We start from the raw sequence: 22,004 nt of genomic DNA, 5'->3' as shown, positions 1-22,004 counted from the left end.
CTCACCTTAGGGTTGTCCCGTAAATGATCTACGACGTGTTCGCTGACCTGCTTGTTCCTTCGTCACCCGGCGAGGGTGAGGTTGTTCAGGCGGGCGATGCCGGGCATGGCGTGGTGGACGCCGTCGCCTTGGAGGCGGCAGTCGCGGAGGATCTTCCACCTCTTCATTCGGACGAAGGTGTGCTCGACGCGAGCGAGGACCTTGCGGTGGGAGGTGTTGTGTTCCTCTTTCCGCGCCTTGAGTTCGCTCTGGCCGCGTTCGCGGCGGTGCGGGATGACCAGGCCAGTGCCTCGGTAGCCGCCGTCCGCGCTCACGGTTGCCGTGTCGACGGCGTCCTTGGCGCCGGACAGCTCCCATGCCTTGCAGTCGTTGCGGGTTGCAGGGCAGCGGTCGGCCGACGGCAACGATCAGCCGGGTGCCGGCGTCGATGACGACCTGGTGGCTGGTGGAGTAACGGTAGTTCTTCGACCGCTCGGCGACGCTGTGGTCACGGGTGGGGACCAAGGTGCCGTCCACGATCAGCACGGTGTCCTCGCGGAACCGCTTGTAGGCGCAGCGCCGGGGCACCACTCCCGCAGCCGGCACCCAGCACCCGCTGATCGGTGGTCACCCGGATGCGCTCGATCACGTGGCCGTCATGCGTGCGATGGCGGCCAGCGAGTCTTTCTCGGAGCCGTCCCCAGTACCCGAAATGCAGATTCGCATCGTACGATTCGCCCAATACTTCTGAAGCGATGTCATAAAGCTGCGCTACCGGGCTTTTGAAATTATCGGAACGTAACCATGTGTCTGCCTTTCGGGCGGGAGGCAGGAGCGAACCCCTGTCGTGTCAGATGCGTGTGGAGCGACCACCACGGGAGTGAGCGGATGGGGTGGAAAATTTCCACCGAATGGCCCATCCGGGTGGTGGGGACTCCCGACCTATGTTGCAATTCCTGACAGGCGGCAGAATTGGGAATCTTTGTAGGGGCTGGTTGTAAAAGGGTATCGATGCCCGTGCACCGAAGTGGTCGAGATCTGACTGTCCCTTCCAAAACTCACCCGTCCGCCACCGTCGGGCAGTTCTCCGTCGCCCCGGCATCTGAAAACTGTCGTCGTGTGTACGAGCAGGGACGCCATATTGTCGTCGGGGTCAGTCACGGCAACAGCTATTTCAGTGTCGACCTGCTCACCAGCCTGCTGCGCTGGAGCCATCAGAGGTTCGACCGGGTAGACGCCGTGATTCCCGATCTGGCGTTTCGGGAGAACCTGCTGGCACTGGGACGGTCGCCGGAGTACGCGGATCGAAAGTCACGACAGGAGACCAACGCGGTGCGCAATCGCGTGCTACGGGCGGAATCAGCCGCACGCGTGCCAGGATCGAAGGAGACGCGCATCCACCTGTTGTCCAGCCTGTCGGGTGACACCGCCTATCGCACCCTGCGTGAACGGGCCCAGCAGGCCGTGTACCAGGACGACGAACTGCGCCGGGCCTGCCTGAGCATGAGCCGTCTCGCGCTGGCAACATACCTGGGCGGTGCTATGCCGACGGAAAGCCAGGTCCGTGCGGGCATCGCCTATCCACTCGCCGAACTCCCCTTCTTCCTCGGCTCCGCCGAGATATTCGACGTACCTTCGTCGCTGTGCTTCTATCACAAGCCCATCCCATTGGCCGAAATCCTCTTCTCTCGGAGAGGGCACCTGGCTGCTTCGCCGCGCCAGGGATACGCGGTCATCCGCCCGTCACGCCGCACGATATCCCCGCCTCAGGAGGGCACATGCAATTCCGTGAGCTGACAGCCGCCGGTCTACGCGACAGGCATCTTATTGAGGCTTACGCCTGCTGTGGCCGGTACCTGTCCCTGAAAAATTCAGCCGCCTATCCGGTGGCACGGCTGCTTCTTCCCCCCGAGAAACGTCCCTTCTATGATGTCATGCTAGCTTTTTGCGGTTACGCAGACGAACTCCTGGATAATCCGGCAACACCGGTGGGCGAGCGGGCGAACACGTACGACGCCTGGGTAGCGGAATTCTTTCATAGTCCTCGCCGCACTGAGAACATAACATTAGCCCTTCTGAAATCACGCCGGTCGAGCAGCGCGGTCGGTTGATCTCCCAGGCATTTCAGCACTGCACCACCACCTGGGGCATCGATCTGAAAAGCGTTCGCGATTTTCTCCTCACCATCCGCTGGGATCTCCACACCGCAAACTATTCGACCTATAGCGATCTTCACCAGTACATGAGCGGGGTCAGCGGCGTAGCTGGCCAATGGGTCAACATCCTGCTGGAACCGCGCCATGACGACACATCGCGCATGGCCACCTCGCTCAGCTACGGTGTGTATTTGCTGGACTTCCTCGCCGACCTCCGAGAAGACCTCGAACTGGGTCGCGTCTACCTCCCGTTGGAAGACCTCCACCGCTTCGGACTCGACCGCACCGAATTTGAGCAGACCGTTTCACTCGGCGTCATGACACCACCCCTGCGCGAACTCGTCCGCTACGAAACGGCCCGGGTGGGCCAGTATTTCGACGCAGCCGACGAGTGGTGGCGCCACGTCCACCCCTCCTCCCGCGAGTTGCCCCGCCAATACCTCGCCCTCGGGCGCCACACCCTGCGGCAGCTGATCCGTTCCGACTACGACGTCTTCCGCAGCCGTCCCCGAGGCTGGCTCCTTGGCACCGCCCGCGCCCACGGCAGTACCGGGTTGTCCTACCTGCGGGCACGCCGGAACCACCGCAGGTACACCCCCCGAACAATCCTCCCGGCATAGCCCTCGGGCTCCTTGGACGCCCCGCTCTACGAGAAGCCAGGGTGACCGTCTGCGGCAGGTACAGCCGGGTGCCCATTCAGCCCGACGAGGCGTACCAGCAGCAGGAAACGGCAGGCCCCAAAGCCTCTCCGAAGCTACCGGCGGGTTACCTGCTCCCTGGTGTCCGAGCTAGGACTCCAGCTGTGGTTCGTGGTGACCCGTGGGGCAGAGTAGGGCCCATGTCTACGTACGAGACGATGTCGTTCCACCTTGAGACCAAGCGGCTGATACTGCGGCCGTGGGCCGAGTCGGCCGGCCTGTGACCAGCTACCAGGTCGTCATCGAGACCGTCGCCGCCACAACCACCCTCACCGGGCCGCGGATCGGCGCCGTGCTGGACGCGGGCAAATAGAAGCCACCCACAACAGACCAGCGGCTCTCAAAACAGCCCGCACACCCACAGGTCAGCACCACGCACGCCACCAAGAACAGTTCTCAACCCGCCACCAACGCACCAGCTCACACCCCACCCCACACACCAACCAGCACCCCCTGGTCGACACTTCGGGAGCCGCAGGTGGGGCGGGGGTACCGCCCCACCTGCGGCAATGGCCTCAGCCGTGCCGTGTGTCCACGACGGCCCGCAGCTTGCCGCTGGTGGCCGTACGGTCGAACGCGGCGCCGTCCACGGCCTCCACGACGAGGTCGAGCAGCCGGTCGTCGACGGCCGACCGCAGCTCCTCGTAGCCCGCGAGGAAGGCCGCCCGCAGCTCCTGCGGTCCGGCCGTGTCCGCGCTCTCGACGCGGACGGTGAGCTGTTCGCGGACGCCCGGGCGGCTGAGCAGTACCTGCAGCTCACCGCTGTAGCCGCGGTCCTGCCCGGCGATGGCCACCAAGCGGCGGTAGTTGAGGAAGTACGACGCCACGCGCATCACGTCGCCGCCCCTGCCGAGCAGTTCGAAGCGCGGCGCCTGGTTGCCGCAGGGGCAGGGGCCGGGCAGGGCGCGGCCGAGGTCGCCGATGACGTACCGGCTCAGGTTCTGTCCGCGCCGGGCGTGGGTGGAGAACACCAGCCGGCCGGTCTCGCCGGGTGCCACCGGCACGTCGGCGTCGGTCTCCAGGATCTCCATCGTGTGCAGGTCGGTGTGCAGGTGGTGGACGCCGCCGGTGGACTCGGCGCACTGGTAGCCGAGGGGGCCGAGGTCGGTGCTGCCGTAGGTGATGGAGCGGATGGTCTCGATGCCGAAGGTGTCGGTCAGGACGCGGCGCTGCTCCGCGGTGACGTGCTCGCCCCCGTAGAAGATCTTGCGGATGCCGCCGTAGGAGCGCAGCAGGTCCGCCTGCTCGTGCAGGAGCTGCCACAGGTAGGAGGGCATGCCGAAGAGGGTGTCAGCCTGGTGGGCGACCAGCATCTCGGCCGTGACCCGGTGGTCGGGGCCGGCCGCCATCGGCAGCTGGGTGCCGCCCAGCCGCTCCAGGACGGAGAAGAAGCTGATGAAGCCGCCGTACATGCCGCCGCAGAAGAAGAGGTTGGCGGTGCGGTCGCGCGCCGGGTCGTAGCCGGCGGCGAGCAGGCCCCGGCCGGCGGCGCGCATCTGGGTGTCGTAGTCCTGGTAGGAGAACAGGGACAGGGCGGGCTTGCCGGTGCTTCCGCCGCTGCGGAAGTACAGCTCGGCGTCGCGCCGGTCGACGCTCTGGTTGAGCTCCTGGACGGCGGCCTTGTCGAGCAGCGGTCCGGTGGGCGCCGGGAAGGTGAGGGGGCGGGTCAGGTCGTCGAGGCAGGCGGTGGTGGCGAAGCGTTCGTCGGTCTGGACGGCCACGCGGCGGCTGTAGCGCTGGAGGGCGTAGACGCCGTCGTGCGGCTCGCCGGAGTAGCCGCCCAGCATCCGGCCGAGCGGCGTGACGCGGGTGGCACCGGCGGCCAGGGCGAGGCGGGAGAGCTCCGCGATGTCCGTGCGGCTGCCGGCGATGCCGACGGTCTGCAGGTAGCGGCGCATGGGGCGCAGGGTGGCGAGGAGGTTCTTGCGGGGCAGGGGCTTGACCCACACGCTGCGGTGCAGCGGGGAGGCCGTGAGGGCCGGCCGGGTGTCGGCCATGACGCGCCAGGAGCCGTCCGGGGCGGCGATGACGCGGGTCAGACCCAGGTGCTCCTCAAGGCGGGCGATCAGTTCGGTGGTGGTGAGCTCGGCCGCCTCGGCGGGCCCCAGGTCGTCCCCACCCGTGGCGGGGGGCATCTGGGCGAGGGCGGCGGCGAAGCGCTCCGCGAAGGCGAAGACCTCCCCGTCGTCCTCGGTGTCGAGGTAGACCACCTGGGGGCTGGAGCACGCCTGCTGTTCGTGCAGGCACACGTCAGCCGCCAGGGCCTTGAGCGTGCCGGCCTCCTGCCAGGCGTCGCAGGTCAGGTAGGCGAAGGAGATCTTGTGTCCCCACTCCACCAGACGGCAGCCGGGCGGCACATGGGCGGCCACTGCCTCGACGGCCGCCTCGCCGCCCCACACCGCGACGGCGTCGGCGGGGGCGCACATCAGGCTCAGCCAGTCCTGCCGCGAGGAGGAGAAGCGCAGCACGATGACGCGCTCGGCGATGGCTCCCGTGGGGTCCAGGGCGGCGAGTTCGGCGAGCAGGTGCGGGGCGAGGAGGGTGTCGGCGCTGCTGGTCTTGAGGACGTTGACGTTCCCGGCCAGCAGGCCCTCGATGAGGCTGAGGGGCGCGACGGTGGCGGCGTTGCCCGGGGCGATGTGCGCGACCAGGCCGACCGGCGCCCACGCCTCGTAGACGATCTCCTTGGCGTCGGGGCGGGTGAGCCGCTGCGGGGCGGTGCCGCCGAGCTCCCGGTGGAGCTTGCGGGTGAGTTCGGGCCGGCTGAGGAAGGCGGCCAGTTCGGTGAGGACGGCCTCGTCCTCGCCCTCGGCCAGGTGCCCGGCCAGCCGCACGCGGGTCGGGTGGGCCGGGTCGAGCAGGGCGGCCGCGAGCTGTTCGCAGGCGGCCAGGACGGTCTCGGTGTCCAGCGGCTCGGCCAGTACCGCCTCGACGGCGGCTGGCAGGCCGGCCAGGCGGCGGCCCGCCTCCGCGTCATCGATGAACGCGCCCTGCCAGTAGTGGTGCTGCACGCTTTCGGTCATCACGACATGCCCTTCATCAGTTCGGCGGCGGCCACCGCACAGCTCTTGTTGCGGCTCACTCCGGCGCGGCCGTGGAGGGTGAACCAGGGGGTGTTCAGCTCGCAGGCGCACTCCTGGCCCGGGTACAGCGTGGCGAGGTCGCCCATGACGACGCTCTGCGCCGGTACGGAGGTGATGTAAGGCGAGACGAGGTGCAGATAGCCTGCCTCGCCGTACGGGAGCGGTTCGAGCGTGCGGGTGGAGCGGATGAACACCCGGGACCAGACGGGGGCGTGCAGGCGGTGGTGGTCGCACTCGATGTAGGGGACGCAGTGCTCGACCGAGCCGAAGGTGTCGCGGATACGCTCGGAGGGGACGCCCAGCTGCTCGGTGGCACGCGCGTACAGCTCGTCCTTGCCGATCCGCTTGTCGGAGTGGCCCTTCCAGCCGCCGCCCATGACGATCAGGGAGCCCTCGGGCAGCCGCAGGGGCGGCAGCCCCATGGCGCGCATCCGCTCCAGGGTGAACCAGAGGAACGCCGGGAAGCCCAGGATGCGTACGGGCGCGTCGTCCTGCTCGAAGCGGCGCAGCGCGGCGATGCTGCCGAAGGGGTCGAATTCGTGCCCGTTGCCGGTGTCGCGCAGGGCGTACTCGACCTGCCGGGCGGGGGCGAAGTCGCACAGGTAGTTGTCGGTGAAGGAGGTGCCCAGCTTCAGATCGCGGGCGGGTTCGTAGCTGTAGAGCAGGTAGTTGACCTGCTGGTCGGGGGTGATCCAGCCGTTGCGCTCGAAGATGCGGGCGACCATGCGCTGGGCCGAGCGGATCGTCCACTGGTCGAAGAACATCTGCGACTTCTGGCCGGTGGTGCCGGAGGAGGTCAGGTGCAGGTGGACGTCGTCAGAGGGGATGGACAGGATCTCGTGGCGCTTGAAGAAGTTCGCGTGCACCAGGGGGGTGCGGAACGTCCCGGCCTGGGCGGTGCTCTCGTGGAGCTCGCGGAAGAACGGGGAGCGCTCGGTGTGCCAGGCGTTGATCTCGGCCATGGCGGCGGCGAACAGCTCGTCCTCGGCGGGGCCGCAGGCGTAGGGGTCGCTCAGGTCGCACAGTTCCTGGACCCGGGGCAGCAGCCGCGGGTCGGGAACCTCGACGGGAGCGAGGTGGGGGTTCATCGGATTCATCAGGCAACCTCAAGTGTGGGCAGGTAGGTCGACGCCCAGGCCGACACATAGGCGTCCAGGTAGGGCTGGAGCGGTTCGTCGACGACCACGTCGCGGAAGTCGATCTGTTCGGTGGTGCGGGACATCACGACGTAGTCGTGGAAGCCCTCGCCGCCGCTGTCCGGTCGCATCGCCGGGTAGAGGGCGCTGGGGATGAAGCCCTGGGCGAGGAAGGCGGAGAGCAGGCCGTGCTGCGACAGCGGCAGCAGGGCCTCGACGTAGCCCGCGCCGGCGCGGGTGAGGGTGCGGGTGATCGGTTCCAGGTAGGCGGCGGTGGTGGCCGGGTCGGGGTGGGCGGCGACCAGGGCGCAGTAGCGGCCGGTCCGGTTGAGGCAGGCGTACACCTCGAAGGCGCCGTCGTCGGCCACCAGCAGGGTGTTGGGCGCGTGCAGGGGGTAGAACCACTGCGCGGCGTCGGGGAAGCGGTCGCGGAAGCGGCGGCGGACGAACGCCGGTGCCTCGACGGTCTCCAGCCGCGCGGTCACGGGGTGCTTCGGTGCCAGCAGCGGGGCGGTGACGCGGGTCTGTCCGAAGTTGATGCCCAGGGCCTGCTCGACGGTGCGCAGGAGCGGTGCGAGCGGAGTGGGCACCTCGGGGACGGGGATGCGGCGCTCCAGCACTCCGGCGCTGTGGCGCGCGTAGAGCGCGAGGCTTTCGCGGTTGCTGAGGTCCACGGCGTTGGGCAGGATGCCCACCGGCCGGAAGCCGTTGCGGGAGACGACGCGCTGCGGGCCGGCGCTGACGGTACGGACGGTGGCGTACACCGAGTCCAGCCGCCCGGTGCCGAGCATCCGCGCGCACAGTTCCTCGGTCAGGGCTCCGGCCAGTCCGGCCGCCCGGTGGTCGGGGTGGACGGCGAGGCCCTCAAGGCGGCCGGTGCGGCTGCCGGGCTCGCCGCGGATCGCCGCGGACGCGGCGAGGTTCCCGGTGCGGCGGCAGCGGGCGACGAGCCAGAGGGTGTGCGGGTCCTGGATGAGCCGGGACATCTCGGCGGGGTCGGTGCCCAGGGCCGTGGGGTAGTGCGGGCCGTAGAGGGCGTAGTACAGCTGGCGCAGGTCGGCGATGTCGGCAGGGGTCGCCTGACCGATCGTGGCCTCGGTCATCTCTTGCCTCCCGCGCCCACGAGCTCGGACGCGTCCGCCTCCGCCGCGGCGGCGGGCGCGGCGTCGCCCGTACGGTCGCGCAGCAGGGCCAGCGCGCAGGCGGCGGGCACCAGACCGGCGGCCTGGAGCAGGCACAGGGTCTGCGCGGAGAGGTGGTCGCCGAGCAGGCCGAACAGGAGCGAGGCGAGCGGGAAGGTGGCGCCGAGCACGGCCTGCATGACGGCGAAGAAGCCCGGCTTGTCGGCCGCCGGGACGAGCCGCTGGAACAGCGCCACGAAGCGGACCCCGATGACACCGACGCACCAGCCGGCCACGACCAGGCAGCCCGCGATGACGAACCGTTCGGCGACCAGGCCGGGGACGGCGAGCACGACGGCCATCACACCGAGGAGCCAGGAGCCCAGGACGGTGGGCCGGCCGGGCACGCGGGCACCGGTGAAGGAGCCGATCAGCGTGCCGGTGCCGAGCGATGCCTCAAGCAGGGCGACGGTGCCGCCGCCGCCGTGGAGCACCGACTGGGTGTAGAGCGGGATGACGATGAAGACGGCGGTGGTGAAGAGGTTGGCCGCGGTGAAGCAGAGCAAGATCCTGCGGACGAAGGGCAGGTCGGCGAGGATGCGGCGCAGTGTGCGCCGCTGCTCGTCGGCGGCCTCGGCTCCCTTGTCGCCGGGCGGCGTCGCGGTGGGCCGGAACCTGACGGGGGTGATGAGCACCGCGGCCGTCAGGTAGGCGGCCGCGCAGCCGACGGCCAGGCCCGCGACTCCGGCGCCGTCGACGATCAGGGCGCCCAGCAGCGCCCCGCCGAGGCCGGCCAGCGACTGGGTGGACATCTCGAAGCCGGTGGCGGCCTCGATGTCCTCGTCGTCGACGAGGTCGGGCACGGAGGTGGTCAGGCACGGGTCGAAGAAGGCCTGGCCCGCGGCGAGGGCCAGCGTCGCGGCATAGGCGGCGGCGAGCGGCAGTTCGCTCGCGTACGCCCATACGGCGAGGCCCGCCGCGGCCGTTCCCGCGCCGGCGGCCGCGGCGCGCAGCACCGAGCGGTGCGCGAAGCGGGCGACGGTCCGGGCGACCACGGGGGCCAGGGCGACGGCGGGCAGGGTGCTGACCGCCATGAACAGCCCGGACGCCAGTCCGCGGCCGCCGCTGACGGCGTAGGCGATGAGCCACCAGGACATACCGACCTGGAACATGCGGACCGCGGCCTGGGAGAGTACCTGGGCGAGCCATACGGTGCCGAAGGCACGGTTGCGCAGGACGAGCGGCAGTCGGCGCCCCTCGTCCACCGGGGTGGCGGTCATGCGGTCGGCCTCTCGTCGATGACGCGTACGAGCTTGCCTGAGCGGGAGTTGACGACCAGGTCGCTGTGGCGCGTCCACTCCACGGTCAGGGGGTGTACGTATCCGGCGTGGACGCTGTCGGGGTACAGCGGCCGGGCGGTGTTCAGCTCCGTGACGACCGCCTTGGCGAGGACCTCGAGCGAGGCCGGGTCGTCGTCGCCGGGGGCGGTGGCCAGGCGCAGGACGAGTCCGTCGCGGCCGTCCCAGCGGCGTACGACGAGCTGGGTGCCCATGACGCGGCCGTCGGTGTCCGCCTCGGTGACGGCGGCGAGGGCGTCCTGGGAGTACAGCGATACGGGGCCGACGCGCACACCTTCCTCGGCCCGGCCGAGGATGCGGAAGTGGCCCGCTTCGGGGTCGGTCCACTCGCCGCGGTCGCCCGCGGGGTAGCGGATGACAGGCATGAGGCGGCGGAACAGCTGGGTCACCAGGATGCGCCCGGCCCGGCCCGGTACGTGGATGGGCTCGCCGGTCGTCTCGTCGACGATCTCGACGATCGTGTGCGGGGTGAAGGCCCGGTGCACGCGCGGGTCGGGGCCGGGTACGGGGGCGCCGAGGAGCCCGGCGTCGACGCTGGCGTAACCCAGGGAGCGCGGCTCGGCGTAGGGGAAGGCGGCGGCGAGCAGGCGCCGCTGGTCGGAGAAGAGCGCCTCACCACCGAAGAACAGCAGTTCCACCGCGGGCAGCTGACGGCCGGTCGCCATCAGATGCTCGGCGAGCCGGCACAGGGTGGTGGGGGTGCCCGCGACCACCTGGGCGCCGAAGTCCTCAAGTGTGGGGACCGTCGTCTCCAGCGGCGCGGCGCCCCCGATGGGCAGGCGCACATTGTCGACGGGAGCGTGGGCGAGCGAGTCGAGGACGAAGAGGAAGCTGGCGTAAAGCTCGCCGGCGTAGAACAGGTCCGCCACCCGGTGGCCGGGGCGCAGCCCGGCTTCGACGAGTCCCTGGCCGAAGGCGGTGACGAATTCCCGCCATTCCTCGCGGGTGTAGCAGGAGAACTTCGGTGCTCCGGTGGTGCCGCCGGTCTTGTAGACGACTGCTTCGCCGAGCGGTGCGGTCAGCACGCGGTTGTCGTGGAGGGTGTTGGCCTTCCAGAAGTCGCCCTGGTCGACGGCCGGAAGGTCGGCGAGACGCTCCACGACCGGCGGCAGGTCCGCGTAGAGGTCCGCGTAGAAGGGAGAGTTATGGCGGCTGAAACGTATGAGGTCCGAGAGCTGATGGACGGGCATGCGGCCTTTGCCTAGGTGAAACGGTACGGGGCAGGAGACTTCTGCGGCACGACGATGCGCGACGGGACCCAGTGGGCTCGCCGGAGGCATACCTGTGCTGTGCGTTCCGCGAGGTGCGTTCGCATCGCACACTCGACGTCGTTCCGGCGTCGCGTAGGACGCACGATCACGAGGGAACGCCGTAGAAGATATCGCAATGTCACCCTCATCCTGACCACATGTCAGGCAGTAGTGACCGAAAACCTTCGTTTCTTAACATCCCGCTCGTCTCAGACCCCAGACCCGCGTCACGCGCCGCAGCACGGGCCCGCACCCGGCCGTCGCATCACAGCCTGCCGAGGGCCCGGCCCACGACAGGCCGAACCTCACGGAAGGGGTGGCTCACCGAGCCGGCGAACCAACAGATACCGCGAGGCGTTCCCCAGGCCACCCAGGCCCGCGAGAAGGACAGCCGCAACCGGAGGCCCGTCAGGAACAACGACCCAAAACCACGCTTCCGCCGGACGAAGACCACGGACGAGAACCCCGAACACGTCACCTGCCCTCTGAACACCATTCCCGACTCAGCAGACCAGCGTGCCCACCGGCTCACCCCGTACAGCCAGGAACGTGCCCACAGAAGCTCGCGCTGTACGGCCAGGAGCGGGTCCGCACAGCTCGCCACATCGCCTGGCGCCGGGTCAGCACGCACGCCGCCCCACCGGCCCCCGACTTTCGGGCCGCCTGCTCACCGTTGAGCCACTCGCTCGATCCGTAGGCGGACCCGTCGTCATCCGGCGTCCCAGCGCACACGTCCAAGCTCGCCCCGGCGAAGGGAAGTTCAGCGCCTCGCCGGTGCTGATTTCGTACGTGCCGGTGAAGCGATGGGCCCGCTCGCCCGGTTCCCGGTGCGGCTCGCTGACGGTCACCTTCGGCCCGCCCCGCACGTTGCGGCAGGGCCGTGGGGCCGTGAGTGCCCTTTTGGGCACTATGGGGAAGTGTCGCGACACGGCCGGGCGACGGCACGCATCTGGGCACCGCCTCCGGTGCGGGCTTCTTGGGTGATGCGGAAGTCGCGGACGGAGAAGTCTTGCCGACCGATCACATGCCCGTCGTGGGTGACGGCGAGTAAGTGCCTGACTCTGCCGGGAATCTTGAGGAACACGGAGTTGGCAGCGTGATGGCTGTGGTCTCCTGTGTGTGTCCAGCGAGCCGTCTGCGCTGTTCAGTGGCTTGACGTAGCGGATTACGGGTTGCTCGTATCGCTCTTTCGAACGCCGCTGTGGAGGCGTAAGGGATCGGTGAGCCTTCTGGGATGTGGTCGCACGTCCGTCACCCTGGCTCACTCGTGCGCGGCGGCCCGCCGTGGAGAGAGCCGCGCCGAGCCGCGGGTTGGGCTGAGGGGTCATGCGGCCGAGGGTGGACGCCCACGGCGTGGACGGGGCACGGGCGTCACTGTCTGGCGACTCGCCGCGAACGCGACATCTGCCGGCCGTACGGGGGCCTCAGTCGTCCGTTTCGTCGGCCAGCACCCGCGCCCGCGGCCCGTGCTCCGTGCAGCGGATCTCGTACGCCAGGTCGTCGCGCTCGTCGTCGTCGCTGGGCTCGGCCTCCAGGCGGGCCGCCGCGTCCGGGCCCCGGGTGACGTCCTCGTCGATGTGGTAGCCGTCGGCCGGGCTCCAGGAGACCAGGTACACCGTGCCGTCGGGGCGGCATTCGGCGGTCGCGGTCCCGCCGGTGAAGCGGACGGTGGAGCGCTCGGGGCGGGCGGTCGGCTTGTCCGGGCCCAAGGGGTCCGTACGTGCCGGGGCCGGGTCGGAGGTCGCCGGGCTGGAAGCCGTCGGCCCTGACGGCGTGCCGGACCCCGGTCCCTCGGGCGATCCCGGCGCCGCAGCCGACGTCTCCGTCAGCGCCCGTCGCACCGCCCCCTCGTCCAGCGGCCTACTGTGCGCCGCACCCCCGCCGTCCGCGCTCGCCAACTGCCAGGCGCCGAGCGCCCCGGCGGCCGTGCCGACCGCCACCCACGCCGCCGTACCCGCGGCACTCCACCACTTGCCCACCTCCACACCCTCCCCCATCATTCCCTAACGTCCGGTTAAAAGCCCGGTTAAGGATTTCCCCCACCTGCCGCCCGGCGTGAACCGGTGGTGAATTCACGGCGAACCGCTGGCTACCGTGCCCCCCATGGCTCACCTGCTCGTCGTGGAGGACGACCCCCAGCTGCGCGGCGCCCTCGTACGTGCCCTGCGCGACAAGGGGCACGCCGTCGCGACCGCGCCCACCGGCATGTCGGGGCTCGACGCTGCCGTGACCCACCGGCCCGACCTGGTCGTGCTCGATCTCGGGCTGCCCGACGTGGACGGGGCGCGGGTGCTCCGGATGCTGCGGGCGGTCAGCGACGTGCCCGTCATCGTGGCGACCGCGCGCGACGAGGAGCCGGAGATGGTGGCCCTCCTGGGCGACGGGGCGGACGACTACATCGTGAAGCCGTTCGGCGCCGCGCAGCTGGACGCCCGGGTGAAGGCGGTGCTGCGGCGGCTCGGTGCGGGCGAGGTGGAGGAACCGCTGCGGGTGGGTGGCCTCACCGTCGACCCCGCCGCCCGCGAGGTCGCCCTCGACGGGACCCCGGTCGACCTCACGCCCCGCGAGTTCGACCTGCTCGCCCACCTCGCCCGCCGCGCGGGCCAGGTCGTCTCCCGCCGCGAACTCCTCGCGGAGGTCTGGCACCAGCCGCTCGGGGGCGCCGACAAGACGGTCGACGTCCATCTCTCGTGGCTGCGCAGGAAGCTGGGCGAGACCGCGCAGGCCCCGCGCTACCTGCACACGGTCCGCACGGTCGGGGTCAAGCTGACGGCACCGGACACGCCGGACACTCCGGACACCCCGGACACTCAGGGGGCTCCGGCGTCTCCGGGCGCGCCCGCCGCCCCGGAAGCGCCCACCGGGCCCGCCTGATGCGCCGCCGTCTCCTCCTGCTCACCGCCGCCACGACCGCCCTCGTCCTCACCGCCCTGCTCGTCCCGCTCGCCCTCCTCACCCGCAGTCACGCCGCCGACCGCGCCACCGCCGAGGCCACCGCCCGGGCGCAGTGGGTGGCGCACGCGATCGGGCCCGTGCTCGCGTCGGACGGGGAGCGGCCGACCGCCGAACAGACCGTCGCCAGTGTCAACGGGAACGGGCTGCCCCGTACCTCGCTCATCCTCGGCGACGGCACCGTCCTGGGCCCCGGCGCGGGGGCCCGTCCGGGCGGGGGTGTCCGGGCGCACGTCTCCGACACGATCCGCCTCGCCCGTACCGGGCGTGCTTTCACCTACGAGCCCTCGACCGGTGGCCGTCAGGTCCTGGTGCCCGTGCACGGTGCGGCCGACGGCACCGCCGTCGTCCAGGTCACACTCAGCGAGCGGCAGTTGTACGCGGGGACGCTGACGTCGTGGCTCGTGCTCGCCGGGATCGGCGCGGGGCTCGTCCTGCTCGGGCTGCTGCTCGCCGACCGGCTCGGGGCACGGCTCGTGGGGGCGACACGTTCCCTGGCCCGCACGGCCGACCGGCTCGCCGCGGGCGACCTGACGGCCCGTGCCGTTCCCGATGGGCCGCCCGAGCTGCGGCTCATCGCCGCCGAGTTGAACCGGCTGGCCGGGCGCATCGACGAGCTCCTCACCACCGAGCGTGAGAACGCCCGGGAGAACGCCGCCGATCTCGCTCACCGGCTGCGTACCCCCGTCGCCGCGTTGCGGCTGGACGCCGAGACGCTGCGGAATCCCGGGGAGGCCCGGCGGATCGCCGAGGATGTGTCCGCGCTGGAGCGCAGTGTGGATGACGTCATCCGGCGGGCGCGCGCGCCGTTGCGGGCGGTGCCGCGGGCGGATCTGGCCGCGGTGGCCCGGGAGCGGGCGGACTTCTGGCTGCCGTTGGCGGAGGACCAGGGGCGTGCGCTTGAGGTCCGCACAGGAGGGACGGGTCAGCCCGAGCAGCGATCACACCACCGGCCTCGGCTGGTCCCCGTCCCCCCGGACGAACTCGCCGCCGCCCTGGACGCGCTCATCGGGAACGTCCTCGATCACACCCCTGTGGGCACCGGCTTCCATGTCGTCGTGGACACCCCTGCGGAAGGGCACGCCCGGCTGACTGTCGCCGATGACGGGCCGGGATTCCCGCAGGCGTACGCGCCGGACGGGGGCGAGGCAGGGCCCGGCTCGGCCGCCGCCCGGGGAGCCAGTGGAGGCGGGTCCACCGGTCTCGGGCTCGACATCGCGCGCCGTACGGCCCAGGACGCGGGCGGCACGTTCGCGATCGCGGCCGGGCCGACCCGCGTGACGCTCACCTTCCCGCTCGCGGAAACACCGCCCGCACCGCCCGGGCCCACCGGTTGATGCCCAGCTCCGGCCGCACAGCCGCGAACCCGCCGCTGTACTTGGTGAATTCGGCGGGCCGCAGTCCGTACCGGTGCAGCACCCGGTCGGCCTCGGTCAGCCGGCCCCGGGTCTTCGTCTCGACCAGGACGAGCCCGCCGTCGGCCGCGGCCGTGCGGCCCGTCGCCACGTCCCGCACCACCAGCTCCGCGTCGCACGTCACGCGCTGCCCGTCGGCGACGAACGTGGCGCGGCGGTAGTCGGTGACCAGGGACGGCATGAGGCCGTCGGGCGCCTCGATGCCGTACGACGCCCTCAGCACCCCGGCGAGGAAGTCGCGCCGGGCGCCGTCGAGGGCGTGGTCGGCACCCGCCATCCGCTGCCGGTGCTTGACGGTCTCGCCCCGCCCGGTCTTCAGCTTGATCTCGAACTGCCGCTCACCGCTGTCCTGATAGACCCGCTCGCGCACGCGGTAGCGCAGCCTGCGGCCCTGCCGGTGGTCGTGGTACGTACGCAGGGCCGGGGTGTCGTAGTACGTCGAGTGGTAGCCGAACGAGCGGCGGCCGCCGATGCTCAGCGCCCGGAACGCCCCGCCCGGCCGGCGCGGGTCGGTGAGCAGCGCCGCGAAGTCCTGGAAGATCTCCACCGGGACCAGATAGCTGTTGTCGAAGCGGGCGAGCAGCTCCGCGCGGGCGTTCAGTTCGTCAAGCGTGACGGGGTGGGCCCCGAGCACGGCGCGGCTCAGGGCCCCTACGGCGGGTTTCACGCGGCCTCCTTGGCATACGGCGCGGTCACCGCTGTGAACTCCCCGTCGTATCGCATCGGTTCCGGCTGCCGGAAGCGGACCTCCAGCACCATGAGGTCCCGTACGTAGTCGACTTCCTGGACGGTCCACAAGAGCGGTTCGCCGAGCCGCCGGGCCAGTTCCGCGCGCAGCGCGTCCTCGTCGCGGTACACGGCGTCGAGGGTGACGACCGCGCGCCGGTCACGCGCGAACAGGCGCGGGTGGTCGGCGGCGTACACCACGAGCAGCAGCACCGCGGCGAGCGCCGCGGCCGCGCCGAGCGGGAGGCCTGGCAGCCCGCAGAGCAGACCGAGGACGAGGGTGATGAAGTAGTACGCCACCTCACTGTGGCGCAGCGCGTCCGAACGCAGCCGCACGATCGAGAGCACTCCGAAGAGCCCGAAGCCGAGGGCGAGCCCGCCGCCGCTCTTCACCTCCCCGAGCGCCGCCACGACCGAGAACAACGCGACGTTCAGGGCGAGATACGCGGGCACCAGCTCGCGCCTGCGGTGGCGGGGATAGAAGACGGCGAAGGTCAGCAGCGCCACGGCGAGCAGATCGAGGCCGAGGTGGGCCGCCAGGTTCAGGGGATGTGTGCTGTCCATGACCGGAACGCTAGGCAGGGGCGGGTTAAAGGGACTGCCGGTGGGCGTTAAGGGCGGCGCCGCGTCCTCACGGGCCCGCCACTGGACGGTTGCCTCCGGCCGGTCCAGGACTCCTCTGGCTGACCCAGGAGCATTGACAGCATGTTGTCGAAATGGCAGCATGCTTACATACGCCATCGAGTGGAGGTCACCATGAGCACCCAGGACACGCACGACGACCGGCACCCCCGGATCGTCCACCTCGCCGTCTACGACGTCCTCGCCGACTGGGAACCCGGCTACGCCACCGCGTACCTGGCCCGCACAGGCCACGAGATCCGCACCGTCGCCGCCACCCGCGAGCCCGTCACCACCATCGGCGGCGTCCGCATCCAGCCGGACCTGACCCTTGACGAACTGCGCGCCGCCGACAGCGAACTGCTGATCCTGCCGGGCGGCGACCTGTGGGACACCGGCGACTCGCTCGCCCCCTTCGCACGCACGGCCCGCGCCTTCCTCGACGCCGGTGTGCCGGTGGCCGCGATCTGCGGCGCCACGGCCGGACTCGCCCGCGAGGGCCTGCTCGACGACCGCGCGCACACGAGCGCGGCACGGATGTACCTGGAAGCGACGGGCTACAAGGGCGCGGACCGGTACGTCGAGACCGACGCCGTCACCGACGGCGACCTGATCACGGCGGGACCCACCGAGCCCGTCGCGTTCGCGCGCGAGATCCTCCAGCGCGCGGGCGCGTTCGAGGGCGAGAAGCTGGACGCCTGGTACCGCCTCTTCCACGACTCGGACCCGGCGGCGTACGAGACGCTGAACTCATGAGCGGCGAGAACCCGCCCCCGGCCGGGGGCGCCCCGTCCCAGCCGAGTGACGCACGCCCACCGGCCGGGGAGCGAGCCGCGCAGGACCTGCTCAGCCGCACCGCGCTGACCGTCTTCCGGCTCAACGGCCAGTTCCTCTCCATCTCGGAGGAACTGGCCCGCCCGGCCGGGCTCACCGCCGCCTGGTGGCAGGTCCTCGGCGCGGTCCTGCGCGAACCGCTGCCCGTCGCGGGGATCGCCCGCACCATGGGCATCACCCGGCAGAGCGTGCAGCGCGTCGCCGACCTCCTCGTACGGCGCGGCCTCGCCGAGTACGTACCCAACCCGGCACACCGCCGCGCCAAACTCCTTCGCCCCACCGACGACGGACGCGCCGCCGTGGCGAAAATCGACCCCGGGCACGCGGAGCTCGCCGCGCGACTGAGAAACGCACTCGGAGAGGAACAGTTCGCGCGAACGGCCCAGGTGTTGGAGCGGCTCTCCGAAACTCTCGCGGGTCTGGAGCCCGCCGTTACGGAACCGTAGAAGCAGGCCGGGGCCGCCCGCCCCTGCCACCACGGCACCATCCTCGGCCCGCTGCACGGTGGCGTACGCACAGGCACCCCACCACGGCGGCGGGAAACAGGAGAGAAGTCGGCCCCGAAGGCCATGCCGGGACCCAGCCCCGCGGAACGACAGCAGATCGGCGCCTACCGGCTGCTCGCGCGCCTCGACCCGGACAGCGAGAGCCAGGTCCACCTGGCACGCACCGACCGCGACTTTCGTCATGGTTCTCGCCGGTCAGGCTTCGATGGCACCTACCCGGAGTGGGACCGAGGCGGCAGCCGCCCGGTTGGGGCTTTCCGGAGGCCGCGTAGGGAAGTTTGACGACCATCCTGTTCGTCTGATCGAAGTTCGATCCCCGCCTGGGGTGGCTCGTGGATCAGGCCGCGTACGCTCGGCTCCGTGCCCCGCAATCCGAGGAAGCCCCGCCGGTTGGTCGCCGACGGGCGCGCGTACCTGTGGACACTTCGCCACAGCCACCGCGTGCTGGACAGCGGCCGATCCGTGGACTGCCGCGAGACCCTCACGCTGTACCCACAGCCTCCCGGCACCGGCGGCCTGCTGCGCATCGTCTTCGCCGATGGCCCGGGCCGGTACGTCCCGGGCGGGTTCCCCATGGGCTCCGGGGACGTGGGACACGTACGGGGCGGCTCCCTGAATCTGCACGAACCGGGAGCCGTCCGGGCCCTGCTCGACGCGGCGTCGGCCCGCGGGTGGCAGCCGGAGAAGCAGCGAGCAGTGGAGGTCGACGGCTGGCCCCTGCTGGAGGCGGCGGCCGTCGCACGAGCAGGGAACGCCGACTCCTCAGGCCCGTGAGGGTGGCTGCGAGCTCGCCTGCGAGCTCGCCGACCTCGCCGACCTCGCCGATCAGGACTGTAACGAGGATGTTCGCAGTTGGGGTTGGGGCGTGTTGGCCTGGCGGGTTGTCGGGTGGGTGATCAGCGGTGGGCCGCCCGATCGGAGGCCAGGGACGCGACGGCATCGATGGTCTGGGCCAGGTGCTCACGCTTGCCGTGGTAGCGCTTGAGGACTCTCCAGGTTTTGATCTCGGCGATGGCCTTGGTCACGGTGCACCGGTCGACGTCGAACAGCTCGGCCAGGGCCGCGTGGGTGAGGTCCAGCCGCAGGTGCGCGAGGGTGACCAGGACCCGGTCTACGAAGACCAGCCCGTGCCGACGGCCCGCACCTGCGGCCCGAAGGCGTTCACCGTGGCGTCGCTCGTGCAGTCGGCTCTCGCGTTGAGCTGACCAAGGCGCGACCAACTCCTCGATCAAGTTGCCGAGATGTGCACGCGACAGGCCCGTGAAGGCAGAATGAGACAGGGCCGTACGGGCCCATTCAGACGACACATCCAATGAACCCTACGGCCCTGTTCACGTTACGGCGCCGACGCCTCGCTGATCGCGCGCAACCGACGACGAGCTGGACATCGCCACTGTGATAGTCCTGGGGATCAGGTCGAGTGCCTGCGGGTAGCCACTCATGCCTCGGGGTCGCGCAGGCCGACGCAGTCAAAGGCCCAAAAGACCTCTGAGTAGACGAACGTGCCCGTCATCCACGGCTCGTGAGCGGACAACCGGGCGACCTGGAACGCGGCTTCAGGGATACGCAGTGACGGCGAACGGAAGCCCACCGCGCCGGCACCCTCGAAGCCGCGCGTGCCGTAGTAGTACGGCGAACCCTCCAGGAATACCAGCGGCACACCCTGGCTGTCGGCCGCCGCGAGGGCGTACGCGATGAGCTGAGTACCGATGCCCTGACACTGGAACTCCGGGACCACACCCAGCGGTGACAGCGACAGGACGTCCACGATCCGGCGCGGAGCGTCCAACCGCGTCGCGCTCAGCAGAACATGCCCGACGACCCGGTCATCAACGGTGGCGACGAAGGACATCGGCGCCAACGCAGCCTCCGCAACGCGAAGTGCCTCCACGAGCCCGGGCACCCGCTCGCTGTCACCGAAAGCGCGCGTATGAACCTCGCGCACATCTCGGTGATCGTCAGCGGTCTCTCGCCGGATCACCAGCCCGGCACCACCGGGAGCGATCCGGGAGCCCTCAGGCGCATCGTGTGACGTCATGGCCGCGAGGGTAGATCGCGGGGCGGCTCATGCGCGAGGCAATTGCGCACCAGGCCGTAAGAAACAGCGTTCCGAACAGCATCAACTACGCTGACACCAGCCGCATAACCCGTGTCCAGGATTCGGGGTCAAGGCCCGGTGGGGTGGGATACCGCCCCGCGTTGCACCGCGGTCGCGTCGAGGGGGAGCTTCATCACTCCATAGACCGTGGCCGGCTCAGGCGAAGTCTGCTGCGGTGATGCCGTCGGGATGTCCGGACGGCCACTCCACCAACTCGATCCGGTAACCATCCGGGTCCGTGAGCCACGACGTCTTCGGGCCGTGGGGGCCGCCCGGGTACTGGAGGGGTTCGGGCCCCAGGCCGGCTTCGGTCAGCCTCTCCAGGGTGGTGGTGAGCGTTTCCACCTGGATCGCGAGGTGGTCGAAACCGCTGCCCACGTCGACTGGTCCGTCGCCGGGGCGGTGGACCAGTTCGAGCGAGGCCGCCGGTTCGTCGGGGAACTTGAGGATCACGAGGCGTGCCCCGTCGCCGCCCTCGACTCTGCCCAGTTCGACGTAGCCCAAGGCGGTGTAGAAACCGAGCGAGCGGTCCAGGTCGGTGACGCGGTAGGCGACGAAGAGCGTCTTCACGCGGCCCCCTCGGGCCGACGTACCCGGTAGCGGAGGTGCGTGACGTCTCGATCCTCGAGCCGTCGGACGAGGTCGAGTTCGACGTGATCACTACCCAGGTGGTCGAACAACCGTCGGCCGTCCCCGAGGAGGACCGGAATCAGGTGGATCTCCATCTCGTCCACCTGCCCGGATCGGAGAAGTGCTTGGGCCGCCCCCGCCCCATGGACCATGACCGGCCGGTCCCCTGCGGCTGCGCGAGCCTGACGGGCGCAGTCCTCGACATCGGTGACGAAACGCGCGTGGCCGGGTGGCACGTCCCCGTCATCCACCTGGTGGGTGAGGACGAAGATCGGCACGCCGTCGTGGTGGTCGCCCTGCCAGCGCCCGGCGAGTTCGAAAGTCCGACGGCCGGAGATCACCGCGCCGGTCGCCATCGCTTCGCGGAAGACCTGGCCGCTCGGACCGTCGGACTCCCGGTCGTCGAGCCAGTTGAAGAGCCGTCCACCGTCGCGTCCGAGCTCCTGCCCCGGCCGATCGTCCGGGCCGGCGATATAGCCGTCGAGCGACATCGACATGTACAGCCGAATCGGATTGTTCATCCTGGCCTCCATCTCTCCTCCATGACACCGGGATTGATCCGGCGTTTCCTGATCCGCCGACGGCGGCGGGTACGTCACAAGGAAGACTGCAGGCAACCGGCAAACTCATCGGCCCGACACGCTGGCCCCGCTGCCGGGCCTCTGAGGGGGTCTGGCCGCAGGCTGCGGTGGATACGCCGGTTGTAAGAGCCATGACCTGTGGATCATCTGCGGTCGTCCAGGCCGCGTGGCTCTCGGAGCGTTCGGCAAGGTGGCCGCGCTCGAAGCGGGCTCCGGCACGGACCAGGGCGACGAGGTGGGGTGCGTTCACGGCCCGCCACCGCTGCTGGGCGGACTCGACGAGCTTGAAGACCATGGCCAGGGCGGCGACCGCGCTGCCGGCGCCCCCGGTGACCTTGGTCCGCAGCCGGACGGTGGCGAAAGTCGGCTCAATCGGGTTCGTGGTGCGCAAGTCGATGCAGTGCTCGGCGGGGAAGCCGTAGAAGGCCAGCAGCTCGTCCACGTCGTCGGTGCTCTTCTTGACGGCCTTGGGGAACTTCGCGCCGCAGGTCTTGGCGAACGCGGCCACGGCCCTTTGTGCGTGGTCCGCGACTTCGTCGAGACCTCCGACACACAGGGCGGATGGATGCCATCGAGAAGGCGCTGGAAGGGCTCGCCCGAGCGAGGCTGCCCGAGGGCGGGGCCGGCCGAGAGCGGGACCCGCCGTCACTCCGCCCGTGCGGAGCGGCAACGGGCCCACCCGCCCTGCCCTCACCCGCCACCCGTGGCGGCCGACACGGCACGCGGGCGGACGGCCAGCACGCACAGCCCCCGCCGCAGGCGGCGGAACCACCCGGGACGTCATCGCCTTCCCAGGGAGGCCGGTCGTTACACCCCGGCGAACCGCCCTGTCGACGGCAGGGGAAGCCGGCGGCCGGCAC

At 70.5% G+C, this 22,004-nt stretch carries 19 protein-coding genes and 3 pseudogenes; 8 read left to right on the top strand and 14 right to left on the bottom strand.

All coding sequences use genetic code 11. The features are described from left to right. Positions 1–62 precede the first annotated feature (62 nt). Positions 63–546: pseudogene (locus AC5P1B_RS13950) on the bottom strand (transposase); the annotation flags it as partial. Positions 547–1,017: 471 nt separating this feature from the next. Here AC5P1B_RS13950 and AC5P1B_RS13945 point away from each other — a divergent pair. From AC5P1B_RS13945 to AC5P1B_RS13935, 3 genes and pseudogenes are all read left to right on the top strand, one after another. Next, positions 1,018–1,776: a tRNA-dependent cyclodipeptide synthase gene (locus AC5P1B_RS13945; protein ID WP_493887368.1), complete on the top strand. Its 759-nt coding sequence runs from the start codon at positions 1,018–1,020 to the stop codon at positions 1,774–1,776. Between the two features lie 310 nt (positions 1,777–2,086). Beyond that, complete coding sequence (locus tag AC5P1B_RS13940) at positions 2,087–2,755, top strand: phytoene/squalene synthase family protein (protein ID WP_493887314.1); 669 nt, start codon at positions 2,087–2,089, stop codon at positions 2,753–2,755. 218 nt (positions 2,756–2,973) lie between these two features. Continuing rightward, a pseudogene (locus tag AC5P1B_RS13935) lies at positions 2,974–3,045 on the top strand (GNAT family N-acetyltransferase); the annotation flags it as partial. A 303-nt stretch (positions 3,046–3,348) separates the two neighbouring features. Here the strand turns inward: AC5P1B_RS13935 and AC5P1B_RS13930 are convergent. The 6 genes from AC5P1B_RS13930 to AC5P1B_RS13905 form a co-directional block, all read right to left on the bottom strand. Then, complete coding sequence (locus tag AC5P1B_RS13930; RefSeq protein WP_493887312.1) at positions 3,349–5,856, bottom strand: acyl-CoA reductase; 2,508 nt, start codon at positions 5,854–5,856, stop codon at positions 3,349–3,351. After that, a complete protein-coding gene (locus AC5P1B_RS13925) occupies positions 5,856–7,004 on the bottom strand; it encodes a LuxE/PaaK family acyltransferase (RefSeq protein ID WP_493887367.1) in 1,149 nt (382 codons plus the stop codon). The genes AC5P1B_RS13930 and AC5P1B_RS13925 overlap by 1 nt, the downstream gene beginning before the upstream one ends. An 8-nt stretch (positions 7,005–7,012) precedes the next feature. After that, the gene (locus AC5P1B_RS13920; protein WP_493887311.1) at positions 7,013–8,155 is read right to left on the bottom strand and encodes a GNAT family N-acetyltransferase; all 1,143 of its coding nucleotides are present in this window, start codon (positions 8,153–8,155) and stop codon (positions 7,013–7,015) included. Further along, a complete protein-coding gene (locus tag AC5P1B_RS13915; RefSeq protein WP_493887310.1) occupies positions 8,152–9,453 on the bottom strand; it encodes an MFS transporter in 1,302 nt (433 codons plus the stop codon). Before AC5P1B_RS13915 ends, AC5P1B_RS13920 begins: the two co-directional genes overlap by 4 nt. Then, positions 9,450–10,721 (bottom strand): phenylacetate--CoA ligase family protein, encoded by a 1,272-nt coding sequence (locus tag AC5P1B_RS13910; RefSeq protein ID WP_493887309.1) that lies wholly within the window; start codon positions 10,719–10,721, stop codon positions 9,450–9,452. The genes AC5P1B_RS13915 and AC5P1B_RS13910 overlap by 4 nt, the downstream gene beginning before the upstream one ends. Positions 10,722–12,205: 1,484 nt before the next feature. Then, positions 12,206–12,778, bottom strand: coding sequence for a hypothetical protein (locus AC5P1B_RS13905; RefSeq protein WP_493887308.1), 573 nt, complete (start codon positions 12,776–12,778; stop codon positions 12,206–12,208). Positions 12,779–12,884: 106 nt separating this feature from the next. Here AC5P1B_RS13905 and AC5P1B_RS13900 point away from each other — a divergent pair, with 106 nt between their 5' ends. Both AC5P1B_RS13900 and AC5P1B_RS13895 read left to right on the top strand, forming a co-directional pair. After that, positions 12,885–13,655: a response regulator transcription factor gene (locus AC5P1B_RS13900; protein ID WP_493887307.1), complete on the top strand. Its 771-nt coding sequence runs from the start codon at positions 12,885–12,887 to the stop codon at positions 13,653–13,655. Next, positions 13,655–15,070 carry an ATP-binding protein gene (locus AC5P1B_RS13895; protein ID WP_493887306.1) on the top strand — a complete coding sequence of 472 codons (1,416 nt, stop codon included), beginning with the start codon at positions 13,655–13,657 and terminating at the stop codon, positions 15,068–15,070. The genes AC5P1B_RS13900 and AC5P1B_RS13895 overlap by 1 nt, the downstream gene beginning before the upstream one ends. Here AC5P1B_RS13895 and AC5P1B_RS13890 read toward each other — a convergent pair. Then, complete coding sequence (locus AC5P1B_RS13890; RefSeq protein WP_493887305.1) at positions 15,018–15,815, bottom strand: VTC domain-containing protein; 798 nt, start codon at positions 15,813–15,815, stop codon at positions 15,018–15,020. The two genes, AC5P1B_RS13895 and AC5P1B_RS13890, sit on opposite strands and share 53 nt — an antisense overlap. Next, the gene (locus tag AC5P1B_RS13885) at positions 15,812–16,438 is read right to left on the bottom strand and encodes a DUF4956 domain-containing protein (RefSeq protein ID WP_493887304.1); all 627 of its coding nucleotides are present in this window, start codon (positions 16,436–16,438) and stop codon (positions 15,812–15,814) included. The genes AC5P1B_RS13890 and AC5P1B_RS13885 overlap by 4 nt, the downstream gene beginning before the upstream one ends. A 192-nt stretch (positions 16,439–16,630) precedes the next feature. Here AC5P1B_RS13885 and AC5P1B_RS13880 point away from each other — a divergent pair, with 192 nt between their 5' ends. The 3 genes from AC5P1B_RS13880 (at position 16,631) to AC5P1B_RS13870 (ending at position 18,609) form a co-directional block, all read left to right on the top strand. Further along, positions 16,631–17,251, top strand: coding sequence for a DJ-1/PfpI family protein (locus tag AC5P1B_RS13880; RefSeq protein WP_493887303.1), 621 nt, complete (start codon positions 16,631–16,633; stop codon positions 17,249–17,251). Then, positions 17,248–17,775 carry a MarR family winged helix-turn-helix transcriptional regulator gene (locus AC5P1B_RS13875; RefSeq protein WP_493887302.1) on the top strand — a complete coding sequence of 176 codons (528 nt, stop codon included), beginning with the start codon at positions 17,248–17,250 and terminating at the stop codon, positions 17,773–17,775. Before AC5P1B_RS13880 ends, AC5P1B_RS13875 begins: the two co-directional genes overlap by 4 nt. A 420-nt stretch (positions 17,776–18,195) precedes the next feature. Next, the gene (locus tag AC5P1B_RS13870) at positions 18,196–18,609 is read left to right on the top strand and encodes a hypothetical protein (RefSeq protein WP_493887301.1); all 414 of its coding nucleotides are present in this window, start codon (positions 18,196–18,198) and stop codon (positions 18,607–18,609) included. A 122-nt stretch (positions 18,610–18,731) separates the two neighbouring features. On the opposite strand, the gene AC5P1B_RS13865 is transcribed toward AC5P1B_RS13870, so the two are convergent. From AC5P1B_RS13865 to AC5P1B_RS13845, 5 genes and pseudogenes are all read right to left on the bottom strand, one after another. After that, positions 18,732–19,067, bottom strand: a complete 336-nt coding sequence (locus tag AC5P1B_RS13865) for a transposase family protein (protein ID WP_493887299.1) — start codon at positions 19,065–19,067, stop codon at positions 18,732–18,734. Between the two features lie 206 nt (positions 19,068–19,273). Then, entirely contained in the window at positions 19,274–19,816 is a 543-nt protein-coding gene (locus AC5P1B_RS13860) for a GNAT family N-acetyltransferase (protein WP_493887365.1), read from the bottom strand. 273 nt (positions 19,817–20,089) lie between these two features. Then, positions 20,090–20,503 carry a VOC family protein gene (locus tag AC5P1B_RS13855; protein ID WP_493887298.1) on the bottom strand — a complete coding sequence of 138 codons (414 nt, stop codon included), beginning with the start codon at positions 20,501–20,503 and terminating at the stop codon, positions 20,090–20,092. Next, a complete protein-coding gene (locus tag AC5P1B_RS13850) occupies positions 20,500–21,084 on the bottom strand; it encodes a dihydrofolate reductase family protein (protein ID WP_493887364.1) in 585 nt (194 codons plus the stop codon). The genes AC5P1B_RS13855 and AC5P1B_RS13850 overlap by 4 nt, the downstream gene beginning before the upstream one ends. Before the next feature lie 238 nt (positions 21,085–21,322). Next, positions 21,323–21,724: pseudogene (locus AC5P1B_RS13845) on the bottom strand (transposase); the annotation flags it as partial. Positions 21,725–22,004 lie beyond the last annotated feature (280 nt).

The organism is Streptomyces sp. A01, from assembly GCF_059026195.1.
This window is presented reverse-complemented; position numbering and strand designations above follow the sequence as displayed.